Origin of the sequence: Actinoplanes sp. OR16, assembly GCF_004001265.1 — a bacterium.
GTDB lineage: Bacteria > Actinomycetota > Actinomycetes > Mycobacteriales > Micromonosporaceae > Actinoplanes.
Map to the genome: position 1 here is coordinate 6,410,680 of NZ_AP019371.1, position 14,823 is coordinate 6,425,502.

At 70.5% G+C, this 14,823-nt stretch carries 9 protein-coding genes; 5 read left to right on the plus strand and 4 right to left on the minus strand.

The genetic code is table 11. The annotated features are described in order from the left end of the window. Positions 1-4 precede the first annotated feature (4 nt). Positions 5-967 (minus strand): alpha/beta hydrolase, encoded by a 963-nt coding sequence (locus tag EP757_RS29310; protein WP_127551435.1) that lies wholly within the window; start codon positions 965-967, stop codon positions 5-7. Positions 968-1,589: 622 nt separating this feature from the next. Between EP757_RS29310 and EP757_RS29315 the strand changes: the two genes are divergently transcribed. Next, the gene (locus EP757_RS29315; protein ID WP_127551437.1) at positions 1,590-4,217 is read left to right on the plus strand and encodes a LuxR C-terminal-related transcriptional regulator; all 2,628 of its coding nucleotides are present in this window, start codon (positions 1,590-1,592) and stop codon (positions 4,215-4,217) included. 3 nt (positions 4,218-4,220) lie between these two features. Here the strand turns inward: EP757_RS29315 and EP757_RS29320 are convergent, their stop codons facing one another. Continuing rightward, the gene (locus EP757_RS29320; protein ID WP_127551439.1) at positions 4,221-5,219 is read right to left on the minus strand and encodes a LacI family DNA-binding transcriptional regulator; all 999 of its coding nucleotides are present in this window, start codon (positions 5,217-5,219) and stop codon (positions 4,221-4,223) included. Positions 5,220-5,427: 208 nt separating this feature from the next. Here EP757_RS29320 and EP757_RS29325 point away from each other — a divergent pair, with 208 nt between their 5' ends. The 3 genes from EP757_RS29325 (at position 5,428) to EP757_RS29335 (ending at position 11,025) form a co-directional block, all read left to right on the plus strand. Then, a complete protein-coding gene (locus tag EP757_RS29325; protein WP_232050061.1) occupies positions 5,428-6,243 on the plus strand; it encodes a hypothetical protein in 816 nt (271 codons plus the stop codon). Positions 6,244-6,382: 139 nt separating this feature from the next. After that, entirely contained in the window at positions 6,383-7,777 is a 1,395-nt protein-coding gene (locus tag EP757_RS29330; protein ID WP_127551442.1) for a glycoside hydrolase family 43 protein, read from the plus strand. Next, positions 7,774-11,025, plus strand: a complete 3,252-nt coding sequence (locus tag EP757_RS29335) for a discoidin domain-containing protein (protein ID WP_127551444.1) — start codon at positions 7,774-7,776, stop codon at positions 11,023-11,025. The genes EP757_RS29330 and EP757_RS29335 overlap by 4 nt, the downstream gene beginning before the upstream one ends. Before the next feature lie 168 nt (positions 11,026-11,193). On the opposite strand, the gene EP757_RS29340 is transcribed toward EP757_RS29335, so the two are convergent. Continuing rightward, positions 11,194-13,605, minus strand: a complete 2,412-nt coding sequence (locus EP757_RS29340; RefSeq protein WP_127551446.1) for an ATP-dependent Clp protease ATP-binding subunit — start codon at positions 13,603-13,605, stop codon at positions 11,194-11,196. A 74-nt stretch (positions 13,606-13,679) separates the two neighbouring features. Here EP757_RS29340 and EP757_RS29345 point away from each other — a divergent pair, with 74 nt between their 5' ends. Further along, a complete protein-coding gene (locus tag EP757_RS29345) occupies positions 13,680-13,883 on the plus strand; it encodes a hypothetical protein (protein WP_127551448.1) in 204 nt (67 codons plus the stop codon). Here the strand turns inward: EP757_RS29345 and EP757_RS29350 are convergent. Continuing rightward, complete coding sequence (locus EP757_RS29350; RefSeq protein WP_127551450.1) at positions 13,873-14,781, minus strand: FAD-binding oxidoreductase; 909 nt, start codon at positions 14,779-14,781, stop codon at positions 13,873-13,875. The two genes, EP757_RS29345 and EP757_RS29350, sit on opposite strands and share 11 nt — an antisense overlap. Positions 14,782-14,823 lie beyond the last annotated feature (42 nt).

Sequence of the window (14,823 nt, forward strand, 5' to 3'; positions counted from 1 at the left end):
CACGCTATTTGCTGAAGAGGCGGTTCAGCCACCGTACCCGTGCGTCCCGTGCGTCCTGGGAGAGCGCCGCGCTCGGCACCATGCTGTCGAAGCCGTGGAACGCGCCCGGCCAGACGTGCAGTTCGGCGCGGCCGCCGGCCTGCCAGATCCGGCTCGCGTAGGCGACGTCCTCGTCCCGGAACGTCTCCGCGCTGCCGACGTCGATGAACGCGGGCGGCAGGCCGGAGAGGTCGGTGGCACGGGCCGGCGCGGCGTACGGGGATACGTCCGGCCCGCCGGCGGACTCGCCGAGGAGAGCGCCCCAGCCGGTCTCGTTCGCGGTGCGGTCCCAGATCCCGAGCCCGGCCATCTGCACGGCGGACGGGGTGTCGTTGCGGTCGTCCAGCATCGGGTAGATCAGCATCTGGCCGAGCAGCGCCGGCCCGCCGCGGTCCCGGGCCATCAGGGCCAGTGCCGCGGCCAGCCCGCCACCGGCGCTGCCACCGGCGACGATCAGCCGGTCCGGGTCGAAGCCCAGTTCGGCGGCGTGCGCGGCGGTCCAGAGCAGGCCGGCGTAGCAGTCGTTCACCGGGCCGGGGTGGGGCGTCTCCGGGGCGAGCCGGTACTCCACCGAGACCACGACGAGGCCGAACCGCTCGGCCCAGTCCAGCATCTCGGGCACGCCGGTCCGGTTGTCGCCGAGGATCATCCCGCCGCCGTGGGTGTGGTAGACGCAGCCGAGCGTCCCGGTCGCCCCGGCCGGCCGGCAGATCAGCAGCGAGATGTCCGGGTCGCCGCCGAGACCGGGTACGGTGCGCTCCTCGACCGTGAACTTCCCGCCGCGCCGCAGGTCGTCGTCGCTGACCGGGGCGAGCGCCACGCCCTGCCGCATGATCGGGATCATCTCTCGCGTGAGCGCCGGGGGGAGCTGCTCGGCGATGGCGCTCAGCGCGGCGCCGAGTTCGGGATCGAACGGCACGACGGTCATGAACGGGCCTCCTCCACGAGGTGTGATCGGTGTCACCAGGATGATCGGCAGGCCCGGAGCGATCGAGCGCCACGCGGCGGAATCTCTCCGCCAGTTGGCGGGCGGGCGGGTCACTCGCCAAGGATGAGGTGATCGGCGACGAGCGGCCGGAGACTTGCGGCGGAACAGCACCACGGCCGGAGGTCAAGAACCTGCTGCTCGCACCGAAACAGTTCGCGGATTCCACCTGGCCGATGGCCGTCTCGGCGCGTTCCGGGCCAGGCTCACCGCCGACCTGGCCTTCCGGGACGGGCGGGACGGCCGGATCGACCGGCCGGCCGGCGACCGCGGTGACCACCCGCTGACCGGCCTCGTGCTCGCCGGCCATCTGGTGGTCGACGCCGGCCGGCCTTCCAGGAGCACCCGGCGGTCGAGCAGGTGGCCACCCGGGAGGCGCCGGCAACGTGCAGCTCGAGGTGCCGCCGTGGAATCGGCTCGGGCACGGGAACGACGCGGTGGAGGTCACCCATCTCGAGGTGCGCTGGCTCCTTGCCCGCGTAATCCTCAGCATGCTTTCCTTCCGGAGCGCGGTTTCCGTTACGGGGGCGGGGGCTGGACGCGGGAAACCGGTGGGATGGTGGCGGTGGAGCAGCGAATCGTGGGTGACGGCGAGCCGGTCAGCGGCCCGGCGTTGCTGCTTCCCCTGCTGGCGGCCAAGCTCGGGCGACCACGGATGCGGCCGGGTGTGGACCGGGAACGGCTGTGCGCGGCACTGGACGCCGCGGTCGCCTCGCCGGTCACCGTGGTCTGCGCGGGCGCCGGATGGGGCAAGACGATGCTGGTCTCGGCGTGGGCGCAGTCGCGGGAGACGCCGGTGGCATGGCTCAGCCTGGACCGGCACGACAACGATCCGCAGGTGTTCTGGGCCTATGTGGTCGCGGCGCTACGCGAGTCCGGCGTCGTCCCGGCCGGCAATCCGCTGGCCGGCATGGGTGCGATCCCGGCCGACGACGGTGAGCGCGTCCGCCGGCTGGCCGACGGGCTGAGCCGGCTGCCGTCGCCCGCGGTCCTGGTCGTCGACGACTTCCACGAGATCATCGACGCCCGGGTGCTGGCCGACCTCGCCGACCTGCTGCGGCATCCGCCGGCCGGACTGCGGCTCGTCCTGATCAGCCGGTCGCAGCCGGCGCTGCCCCTGCACCGCCTGCGGGCGGCCGGGCACGTCACCGAGATCGGGGCGGCGCAGCTCGCGTTCACCGGCGACGAGACGGCCACGCTGCTCGGCGGGTACGGGCTCGCCCGTAGCACCGGCGAGGTCGCCGAGCTGCTGGCCCGCACCGAGGGGTGGGCGGTCGGCCTGCACCTCAGCGCCGGTTTCCTCTCCGCGGGCGGGGACGAGCGGTCGGTGGCCGATTTCGCCGGCGACTCCCGGGGCGTGCTCGAATACATGATCCAGGAGGTGCTCTCCGGGCGATCCCGGCGGCAGCGGCGCTTCCTGCTGCAGACCAGCATCTGCGAGCGGGTCTGCGCCGGGCTGGCCGACGCGATCACCGCCGACCACGACGGCCAGCGCACCCTGGAGCGGCTGGAGCACGACAACGACTTCGTGGCCCGGCTCGGCGAGCGGCCGCTGTGGTTCCGCTACCATCCGCTGTTCCGGGAGGCGCTCGGCCACAACCTGCTGCGCGAGACCCCGGCGACCATCTCCGAGCTGCACCGCCGCGCCGCCCGCTGGCATGCCGGCAACAATTCCGTGCTGGAGGCCTTGGAGCACGCGATCGCGGCCCGCGACTGGCCGTACGTCGGCCGCGTCGTCACCGGCCAGGCCGGGCTGCTCGTCCTCTCCGCCCACCGCGGGCAGCTGGTCCGGATCCTCGAACAGGTGCCGCCGGAGCAGCTGACCACCACCCCGGAGCTGATGGTCTGCGGCGCTGTGCTGATCTTCCACGCCGGCGACTACGACGCGATCCCGGCACGGCTCAGCTACGCCCGTGAGCAGCTGCGCCGCAGGCCGGAGAGCGACACCCGGCGTCCGGCCGAGGTCATGATGCTGACCCTGCAGCTGGCGGCGGACCGGTCGGCCGGTGACATGCCGGCCATCGTCGAGGGCTGCGACGACCTGCTGCAGCTGATCACCGAGGACGCCGGGACGGACGCCGCCGTGGTGGCGCGGTACCGGGCGATCGCCCTGAACAACCGTGGCCTGGCCCGGCTCTGGCTCGGCGACGTCGGCGGGGCGAGCCGGGACCTGTGGGCGGCGATCGGGGCGGCCCGGGCGGCGGGACTGGAACTGGTGGAGATCAACGCGGCCGGGCACCTCGCTCTGCTGCAGGTGTGGCACGGGTCGGTCCGGGAGGCGGGCCGGCTCGCCGCGGACGCCCGGGAGACCGCCGCCCGCCGGGGCTGGCAGAACACCGTGCAGGCGGTGGCCGCGCACCTGGCCGGCGCCCTCGTCCACCTGGAACGGAACGAGCTCGGCGCGGCGGAGGAGGCGGCGGCAGACGGCGCCCTGGCGTACCACACCGATCCGGAGATCGCCCAGCAGATCGTGCTGTCCGGCGTGCAGGCCCGGCTGGCGGTCGCCGCCGGGGACGCCGCGAAGGCGCGCTTCCTGCTCGAAGCGGCCCGCTCCGACCGGGGCGGCCGAGTCCGGCTGCCGCACCTCGACGACTGGTTGTCCGAGGTGGAGGCGGAGGCCGGCGGGCCCGGTGGCGGTGACGGCTTCCGGACCCGGGTGGTGCGGGCCGGCGCCGCGCTCGCCTCGCGTGACCTGCGGCTGGCCGAGGACCTGCTGGCGACCGAGCCGCGCGGGATCCTCCCGGTCGTCACCGAGGTCGAGGCCCGGGTCGTCGGGGCGTTGGTGGCGGACGCCCGGGGCCAGGCGAGCCGGGCCGCGGAGCTGCTGACCGCGGCGGTGTCGCTGGCCGAGCGGGAGGGTGTCAGGCGGCCGTTCGTGACCTACGCCGGCGGCCGCCTCGGGGAGCTGCTGCACCGGCTCCGGCTGTCGAACAGCGATGTCACCGCCTTCCTCGACCAGGTCGACGCCGGCATCCGGGCGACCGGCAAGGCGGCCCGGTCGCTCGGGCTGAGTGAGCGCGAAGCCGACGTGCTGCGCTGCCTGCCGACGATGATGACGGCCGCGGAGATCGGCGCGGAGCTGAGCATCTCGGTCAACACGGTGAAGGCGCACATGCGGGCGATCTATCGCAAGCTCGGTGTGGCCCGGCGCGGCGAGGCCGTGGTGCTGGCGCGCGAGAACGGGCTGATCTGACGTTCATCCGACCAGCCACGGCGCCGTCGTGGACTCGCGGATCACCAGGTGGCAGGGGTGGCGCTGCACCCCGTGCGACGGGTGGCCGCCGATCGCCGCGAACAGGTGGCGGACCGCGGTGGCGCCGAGCTGTTCCAGGTTCAGGTCGACGGTGGTGAGCGGCGGCCGGCAGTCGGCGGCGAACTCGGTCCAGTTGTCGAATCCGACCACTGCCACGTCGTCGGGCACCCGCCGGCCCCGCTCGTGCAGGGTCTGCGCCACCCCGGCGGCGATCTGGTCGTTGCCGCAGAACACGGCGTCCGTGTCCGGCATCGCGGACAGCAGTTCATACGCTGCTTCACGGCCCCAGCGCTGCGACCATTCGCCGTACCGGGGCCGCCCTCCCGCCGGACGCAGACCGTGCCCCGCCAGGACCTCGACCACGCCGGCCGCTCGGGAGCGCGCGGCGCGGTAGGACGACGGGCCCGTGATGTGCGCGATCCGCCGGCGTCCGAGAGTGATCAGATGCTCGGCGGCCAGCCGGGCGCCGCCCTCGTCGTCGGCGAGCACCGAGACGTCGCCGGGATGATCGGACTCGCCGTAGGCGTAGACCACCGGCACCGGGAGATCGCGGGGGAGTGCCGGCCGCAGGTCGTTGTCGTCGCCGAGCACGATGAAGCCCTCGACGTGCCGGGCCAGCGCCGCCAGGTAGTGCCGCTGCCGCCGGGGGTCGCCGCCCGGGTCGCAGAGCAGCACCGGGATCGGGTCGGCGATCGCCGCCTCGGCGCCGATCAGGATCGGCATCGCGAACCGGCCGCCGCGCTCGTCGGTGAGCAGCCCGATCGACTTGACCCGGCCGTACGGATGGAAGGACAGCTCTGCCGCGGCGCGCAGCACCCGCTCCCGGGTGGCGGCCGCGACCTGGTCCCGGGCGTTGAGCGCCTTGGATGCCGTGGCGACCGAAACGCCTGCCAGGCGTGCCACATCCGCGAGAGTGACCGCCTGCGAACGCGTGCGACCCATAGCCGCTCCCAGCAGCTCGACCGTTGACAGGAATCTATTCGTAACATGATGAGCACCTTGCCGAAAACCTTTTCGTAGGGCAGCGTCACCGGCAGGCGAAAGCACCACCGGGGCGAAGGTACGGAGCCCGCCTGACGATCTCGCACGTCCGGGAACGGGCGGCGAAATCCCATCCAAGACATCGACGTCCGTCGATCAAGGAGGTTCCGTGAGAATCCGGATCCTGATCGCCGCCGTGCTGGCGATCATCATGTTCCCCGCCGCTGCCGCCCAGGCCGCCCCGGCCACCTGGAGCCCGCCGGCCCCCCTGGTGACACCGCTCAACCAGGTCTGGCAGCACCAGGAGCAGACGTACGGCAACCTGTACGGCTTCCGCAACTACGGCTGGGACCAGGTCATGGCCAACCGTGGCTACATCAACTACTGCGTCCGCTGGGACTCGTCGGCGACGGTGACCGCCGCCCAGCGCGACCAGATCCACGCCACCCTGGCCCGGCAGCACAAGAAGTGGATGGACGAACTGGCCGGGCACAACGCCTGGCCGTACGGCGACGTCCCGGTCCGGGGCGTCGGCTGGGCCGTGCGCAACCGCTCCCAGTTGCAGTGGAGCGACACGTCGGTGGACGTCTACGTCAACGACATCCGGGAGAACGCGCCGCAGTGCTCGGTGCCGTGCGGCCGGTTCTTCAACCAGAACGGGCAGTACCCAAACTGTCCCGGCGGCTACGCCCGGCACTACGACCAGTCACTGTGGCTCACCGACGGCTTCGGTGGCGGCGCCGGCGGCGACTGGGGACAGCGGGTCGGCCGCGAGTACTACATGAACAACATCAACGCCGCGAACCTGCACATCCTGCTGCACGAGATCGGCCATACCTGGGGTCTCGACGACTTCTACGACTGGACCCCGACCGGGGTGGGCGGCTTCCTCATGAAGGCCGGCAGCGCCACCTCGATCACCGAGTTCGACGCGTGGATGTTCCGCGACTGGTGGCGCCACCTGAAGAGCCGGTACGGCTACTAGCGATCACGGGCGCCGGCGCGAGCCGGCGCCCGCACCACCGGGCGGAGCGGCCGCGGAGTGCTGCTCAGCGGCGGGAACGCGTACATGTCCGCCTCCGAAATGTCCCTATCGCACTCCACTGGTAGTTGGAAGGAGCGCCATGTCGGTCCGACGATGGCTGGCGGTCACATGCGGGGTGATCACGGCAGCGGCCGTGTCCGCCGTGCCCGTCCACGCCGCCAACCCCATCATCACCAGCATCTACACGGCCGACCCGGCCCCTCTCGTGGTCGGCGACACCATGTACGTCTACGCCGGACGTGACGAAGCGCCGGCCGGCACCGGCAACTTCGTCATGCGTGAATGGCACGTCCTGTCGTCCACCGACGCGAACACCTGGACCGACAACGGCGCGAAGGCGAACATCTCCACCTTCCCGTGGGCCGGCGCCGACGCGTGGGCCAGTGAAGTCGAGCCGCGTAACGGCAAGTACTACTGGTACACCTCGGTCAACGGCAACGGCGCGGGCTGGATGAACATCGGCGTCGCGGTCGGCAACTCGCCGCTCGGCCCGTTCACCGACGCCAAGGGCGGCCCGCTGATCAGCGACAGCACACCGAACTCGTCAGGGCTCAACATCGACCCGACGGTCTTCGTCGACGACGACGGCCAGGCCTACATGTACTGGGGTGGCTACTGGGCGCCGCGCGCCGTCAAGCTCGCCGCCAACATGATCGACACGGTCGGCTCGGTCGTCACGCCGCAGGGACTCACCAACTACTGGGAGGCCCCGTGGATGTTCAAGCGCAACGGCCTCTACTACCTGATGTACGCGGCGAACGACACGAACGGCTGCGTCACCAGCTCCAGCTTCGCCTGCCAGCGGTACGCCACCGCGACCAATCCGCTCGGGCCGTGGACGGAACGCGGCATCGTGCTCGGCCAGGTGTCGTCCACGACGAACCACGCCGGGATCGCCGAGCTGAACGGCCAGAACTACCTCGTCTACCACACCGCCGACGCGCCCGGTGGTGGCAACTTCCGCAGGTCCGTGGCGGTCGACAAGCTGTACTTCAACGCCGACGGGACGATCCAGCGCGTCATCCCGACGACCGGTGGCGGTGCTGTCAACCTCGCGACCAGCGCCACCGCGTCCACCTCCTATGTGTCGTCCTGGGAGAGTCTCGCGGCAATCAACAACGGTGGTGTACCCGTCAACTCGCAGGACCGGTCCAGCCTCGCCTACGGCAACTGGCCACAGCAGGGAACACAGTGGATCGAATATCAGTGGCCGGCAGCACGGAACATCAACAAGTCGTCGGTCTACTGGTTCGATGACAATCAGGGCATCGACGTGCCGGCAACATGCCAGCTGCAGTATTGGAACGGCAGTCAATACGTCAACATTGCACTCCAGTCAATATGTGGCGTCGCGGGCAATGTTGACAACGTATTGACGTTCAACACGATCAGCACGACGCGGCTGCGCCTCACCATGACGTCACGAAGCGGCTACTCCACCGGTGTGCTCGAGTGGAAGGCGTTCCAGGCATGAGAAGACGTCACATCATCGTCGCCGCCGTCCTGGTCGCCACGGGCCTGACCGTCCCGGCATCACCCGCCCTCGCCGCCCAGACCATCGGCTATCCCGCGTTCACGAACGCCGGCTCGATCCCGGCGCCGCCGGTCGGCTACACGACCGGCAACACCATGAAGGCCATCTACGACGCCGAGTCGTCCGGCACCGACTTCTGGATGGACCGGCTGCTGGCCCGCACCGGCAACGACCCGGCCGGCACCTGGCTGATGACCCGCGGGCGCGCCGCGTTCATGTACACCCACAACCCCGCGGTGATCGGCTTCGGTGGCAACGCTGCGTACTGGGACAACATCAGCAGTCAGAACGCCTACGCCGTCACGGCCTCGACCGGGACCTTCACCGAGCAGGTCGCGCAGCGCCGGCAGACGCCGAGCCACTGGAAGAGCGTGCACACGAACGGCGCGGTCCGGCTCGACGTCACGAAGTTCATCACGAACAACAACGTGCTGGTCACCACCATCGCGGTGGTGAACACCGGCAGCGCCTCGACCACGCTGACGCTGAACGCGACCTCGCCGTACGCCACCACCGTGAGCGGCACCGAGCTGACCGGCACCCGGGCGGTGAAGAACAACCTGACGACGCTCTACCCGCGGTTCTCCGGTGACGGGTTCACCGCGGCGAGCGGCGCGCTCAGCCGCTCGGTGACGGTCGCGGCCGGGGCGACGACCACCGTGAAGGTGCAGCTCGGCTTCGTGGCGAACGAGATCCCGCAGTCGCGGACCGAGTACGACGCCAACCGCACCCGGACGCCGGCCGACGCGTTCGCGACGCACGTGCGCGAGTACAACAAGTGGTGGGCCGACAACGTCCCCTACATCGACGTGCCGGACGCCGCGATCAAGAAGAACATCTACTACCGCTGGTGGCTGATGCGGTTCAACCACCTCGACGCGGACATCCCGGGGCAGGACTTCCAGTTCCCGCAGTCGATCGAGGGCGTGACCGGCTACAACAACGCGATCGCGCTGACCCAGCCGATGCACATCGACGACCTGAAGTACCTGCGCAACGCGGAATACTCCTACGGGCCGTACTTCGCGGTCGGCCAGTATTCGGCGAACGGCCGGTTCATGGACAACCCGGGTGACCCGGAGAACTGGTCGAACTCGTACACCCAGTACATCGCCGAGGCGGCCTGGCGTGCCTACCAGATCCATGGTGGACAGCCGGCCATGCTCACCAACTTCGCCCGGTACGCCGAGGGCGACGCGAAGGGGCAGCTCGCCACGTACGACACCAACGACAACGGCGTGATCGAGTACAACTGGGGCGCGATGACCGGCAACGACGCCGACGCCGTCTCGTTCCACTGGCGCGACGGCAATCTCGACCGCGCCGAGACCGCATACGTCTGGAGCGCCGCGAACGCAGCGCGGGACGCGTACACGCTGATGGGCAACACGGCCAAGGCCACCGAGATGCAGACGCTCGCCGACCGGATCCGCACCGGCGTGATCAACACGCTGTGGAATCCCTCGCGTCGGCTGCTGGAACACAAGCACGTGCCGACGAACGAGTTCGTGCCCTGGAAAGAGATCAACAACTATTATCCGTACGCCGTGGGCCTGATGCCGAACACCGCCCAGTACCGCGAGGCGTTGCGTCTGTTCGCGGAGCCGGCGCAGTACCCGATCTTCCCGTTCTACACCGCGAATCAGGTCGACAAGGCGGCTGCCGCGGCGGCCGGCAACCCGGGCAGCAACAACTTCTCGACGATCAACTCGACGGTGCAGTTCCGGCTCTACTCATCGGCGCTGCGCAACTACGCGAACTCGTGGATGAGCGCCGAGGACTACAAGAAGCTGCTCTACTGGAACGCCTGGGCGCAGTACGTCGACGGCAACACCAACTGGCCCGACGCGAACGAGTTCTGGGCCGACTGGAACGGCAGCGCCATCACGTACCGGTCCTGGATCCACCACAACATCCTCGGCAGCAGCAACTGGACGATCATCGAGGACGTGGCGGGGCTGCGGCCGCGCAACGACACCCAGATCGAGCTGTCGCCGATCAACATCGGGTGGTCGCACTTCGCGGTGAACAACCTGCGGTACCGCAACGCCGACCTGTCGATCGTCTGGGACGACCCGGCGGACGGCGTGACCCGGTACTCCGGGGTGCCGCAGGGCTACTCGATCTACCTGAACGGCACGCGGGTGGCGACGCTGAACCAGCTCGTGCCGTTCACGTACAACCCGGCGACCGGAGCGGTCACCACCGGCGGGACCGTGGCGTACAGCGCCGCCTTCTCCGGATTGCAGGCGGCGCCGGCCGTGGTGCAGAACAGTGCCCGGATGACCGACATCCTGGCCAAGGCCGGCGTCTCCTCGTCCACCAACCTGGCGTCGGGCGCGACCGGCTCGGCGTCCTACACCACCTCGGGCACGACCGTGGCCGGCGCGATCGACGGGCTGCCCACGAACGCGCCGCTGTGGGGCTCGTACGGCAGCACCAACGCCACCGACTGGTACGAGGTGAACCTCGGCTCGGCCACGACCGTCGACGAGGCGGCGATCTACTTCCGCAACGACCGGGCCGGCAACCGGTACCGGCCGCCGTCGGCCTACACGGTGCAGTATTGGAACGGCTCGGCGTGGGTGGCGGTGTCCTCCCCGGTGAAGTCGCCGGCCGCACCGCAGTCCAACTACAACAAGGTGAACTTCACCGCCGTCAGCACGTCCCGGCTGCGGATCGTGTTCACCCAGCCGAGCGGCACGGCGAAGACCGGGCTGACCGAGCTGAAGCTCTACCACAGCGGGGTCGTGGTGCCGCCGTCGTCGAATCTGGCATTGCCGGCCACCCCGAGCGCCTCCTACACCTCGGCGTGGGAGAGCGTCGCGGCACTGAACGACGGCATCGACCCGCCGTCCTCGAACGACACGGTGAACCCGCGGTGGGGCACCTGGCCGAACACCGGTCAGCAGTGGGCCGAGCTGACCTGGCCGTCCGCGGTGTCACTGAGGTCGGCGCAGGTCTACTTCTTCGACGACGGCCAGGGCATCGATCTGCCGGCGTCGTGGAAGCTGCAGTACTGGAACGGCAGCGCCTATGTGGACGTGCCGTCGCCGTCGGCCTACACGGTGGCCGCGAACCAGTACAACGCGGTCACCTTCGGGCAGATCAGCACGACCCGGCTGCGGGTCGCCCTGACGAGTGGCACCGCGTCGGTCGGCCTGCTGGAGGTGAAGGCCTTCGCCTAGAGGTGACGTCCGGGGACGCTGGTCGCCGGAACCACCACGATCGTGCCTACCGGTGCCGGACTCGGAGCGGGTGCGCCGGCACCGGAGGCGGCTTCCACGAGTGGTCGTCGCGGGGTGGGCCGCGCTGCCGAGAGCAGCGCGGCCGGTCGTACAAGGAAGGAAGAGGGGTCAGGCGGGAGAATTCGTCATCGCCAGGTGGCCGTCCGTCGCTGTCACATAGACGGTGTCGCCTGCGGAGATGTCGCCGGCCAGCAGCTGGGAGGCTAGTTCGTCGTCGAGGAGGCGCTGGATCGTGCGGCGGAGCGGGCGGGCGCCGAACTGGGGCTGGTGACCGATTCCGGCGAGCAGGTCGATCGCCTCGTCGGTGAATTCCAGGTCGACGTGCTGGGCGTGGAGGCGGGCGCGGCTCTGCTCGACCAGAAGCAGCGTGATCTGGCGGAGCTGGGTGCGGTCGAGGCCGTGGAAAAGGATGATGTCGTCGATCCGGTTGAGGAATTCGGGGCGGAAGCTCTGACCGAGAAGGGTCATCAGCTCCTCGCGCAGGTCCTCGATGGACAGGCCTCGGGTGGTCGCGTTGAGGATCCGGTCGGCGCCCAGGTTGCTCGTCATGATCACGACGGTGGTGGCGAAGCTGACCGTGCGTCCCTGGCCGTCGGTGAGCCGGCCGTCGTCCAGGAGCTGCAGCAACGTGTTGAAGACGTCCGGGTGGGCCTTCTCGATCTCGTCGAGGAGCAGCACGCTGTACGGCTTGCGACGCACCGCTTCGGTCAGCTGACCGGCCTCCTCGTAGCCGACGTAGCCGGGCGGCGCGCCGACCAGGCGGGAGACCGTGTGCCGCTCCTGGAACTCGCTCATGTCGAAACGGATCATTCGATCCTGGTCGCCGAAGAGCGCCTCGGCGAGCGCGCGGGCCAGTTCGGTCTTTCCGACGCCGGTCGGGCCGAGGAAGAGGAACGAGCCGTCCGGCCGGCCCGGATCGGACATCCCGGCTCGCGCCCGCCGGACCGCCCGGGCCACCGCGCCGACCGCCTCGTCCTGGCCGATGACCCGCTCGTGCAGGTGCGCCTCCAGCTGGAGCAGGCGATCCTTCTCCTCCTGGGAGACCCGCGAGACCGGGATGCCGGTACGGCGGGCGACCACTTCGGCGATGTCGATTCCGGTCACCTCCGGCACGATGCCGGCCTTCTCGTCCTGCGCCTGGGCCAGCTCGTTCTCGGCGATCTCCAGCGCGGCCTTGATCCGCTGCGCGCGGTCGTAGTCCTCGGCGGCGACGGCGCTGTCCCGGTCACGCCGCAGCTGTTCGATGCGCTGCGCCTCCGGCGCCGGCATGTGGGCCCGCAGCCGCACCCGTGCCCCGGCCTGGTCGATCAGGTCGATGGCCTTGTCCGGAAGGAATCGTGCCGTGATGTACCGGTCGGACAGCTCGGCCGCCGCGACCAGCGCCTCCTCGGTGATCCGGACCTGGTGGTGCGCCTCGTAGCGGTCCCGCAGTCCGCGAAGGATCGCCACGGTCTCCTCGACGTCCGGCTCGGAGACGAGGATCGGCTGGAAGCGGCGTTCCAGGGCCGGGTCCTTCTCGATGCCGGTGCGGTACTCGCCGACGGTGGTGGCGCCGACGACGTTCAGGTCGCCGCGGGACAGTGCCGGCTTGAGGATGTTCCCGGCGTCCAGCGACGAGTCGCCGCCCGCGCCCGCACCGGTGATCGTGTGCAGCTCATCGACGAAGAGGATCACGTCGCTCTTCGCGACCTCGGCGATCACCGTCGTGAGCCGCTCCTCGAAGTCGCCGCGGTAGCGGGCGCCGGCCACCATCCCGGCCAGGTCCAGCGCCACCAGCCGCTTCCCGGCGAGGGTCCGCGGCACGTCACCGGCGACGATGCGCTGGGCGATGCCTTCGACGATGGCGGTCTTTCCCACGCCGGGGTCCCCGATCAGGACGGGATTGTTCTTCGTACGCCGGGACAGCACCTCGATGGTCTGCTCCACCTCCTCGGCCCTCCCCACCACCGGGTCCAGCCGGCCGTTGCGGGCTTCCTCGGTGAGATCCCGGCCGTACTCGTCGAGGGCCGGCGTCGTGCTCGGCCGCTGCGGCGCCCGGCTCACCGGCAGCGCGTCCCGGTCCGGCCCGGCCAGCCGGCGCAGGATCTGCCCGGCCGGCGTCTCCGGGTTCGCCGCCAGCCCGAGCAGCAGGTGCTCCGGACCGATGTAGGTCGACCCCGCCTCCCGGGCCTGCCGGTGCGCGTCGAGCAGCGCCCGTTTCGCCGCCGGCGTCAGCGACGGCGCCTGCCCGCTCGCTGCCGAACCGTTCCTCACCCGCGTCACCAGCCGATCCGGGTCGACGCCGAGCCGGTGCAGCAACTGCCTGCTCGCCGGTAGCTGCGCCGCCGCCGAAAGCAGGTGCTCGGTGCTCAGATCCGGATCGCCGGCTTTGGCGGCCAGCTCGGCGGCGTGCTCGATCACGTCCCGCGCGTCACTCGTCAGCAGCCGCGTCAAATCCACCCGCTGAACCGGCCGCTCCGCCCCGAAGAACCGGCGGAAGGCGTCGTCGAAGGGTCCGGCGCCCAGTGCAGACATCGACATGGTGTTCCCTTTCGGTGGTTCCAGCCTCTCGAACTCCGAGGCTGCCCCGGCGACCACACACCGCCATCCGCCGGATGACTGCTGTCGGCAGCGTCACGACAGCAGGCGGATCAGCCACTCGACGAGCGCGCGGAGGACGCCGGAACAGGCTCCGGCCACTGCGGCGGCGCACCGACGGGCTGCTGGAGACGCTCGGGGACCACGCCGGCGCCGATCGGGTGCGCCGGTTCGGGCTGGCGGACGACGGGTCGCCGGCGGAGGACTGGATCAGCCGCTGATGAGGGTGGCGATGCGGGCCGCGTCGCCCCAGGAGAGGGTGACGCCTGCGCCTCCGTGGCCGTAGCAGGCGTAGACCGGCCGGTCGTGACCCTGCACCGCCTCGACGCGCACCGACGAGCGGGCCGGGCGCAGGCCCACGGCTCGGGAGAGGATCGGCTGGTTCTCCAGTTCCGGGACGAGGGCGCGGACGCGGCGCAGGATGGCGGCCTCGGTGTCCGGGTCCGGGGTCTCGTCCCAGGAGCCGGTGTCGCCGGTGCCGCCGCAGACCACGTCGTCGCGGCGGGGGACCACGTAGGTGAGGCCGTCCGGGTTGTCGTCGTCGGTGAGCCAGTCGGTGAGGCCCGGGTTGGCGAGGCGCACGACCTGGCCGCGGATCGGGTACACCTCGTCGTCGCCGAGCAGCTGCGCCGACCTGATCCCGGCGGCCACGACGATGGCGTCATCATCGATCTCAGCGAGCGATTCGACATCATAAATCCGGATTTGTACGTCGAGAGCCCGCACCGAAGCCGTCAACCACGACAAGTACACGCCCGTCTCGATCAACGGCACGGTGCAGCGCACGCCCGCTTCCGTCACCACATGATCGGGCACGGCCCGCGTCCAGGACAGATCCGCGTCGGGCCGGCGCACGTGAACCATCCCCGCCCGCATGTGCACGCCGGTGGCCGGATCCGCGGCCAGTTCCCGGAACCGCCGATAGGCGACGGCCGACGAATCGACGACGGCCGGTGACCGTTTCACATCGTGCGGGAACCAGATCGCCGCGGCTACCGACGACACGCTCTCGGCGGCCGGCCGTGCCGCCAGGATCCGCACCCGATGACCGGCGGAGGCCAGCTCATGGGCCACGCTCAGCCCGACGACACCGGCGCCGACGACAGTCACTCCGCTCATGCCGGCAAGACTAGGCCTTCCGTCTTCAGGCTCCGATCATGA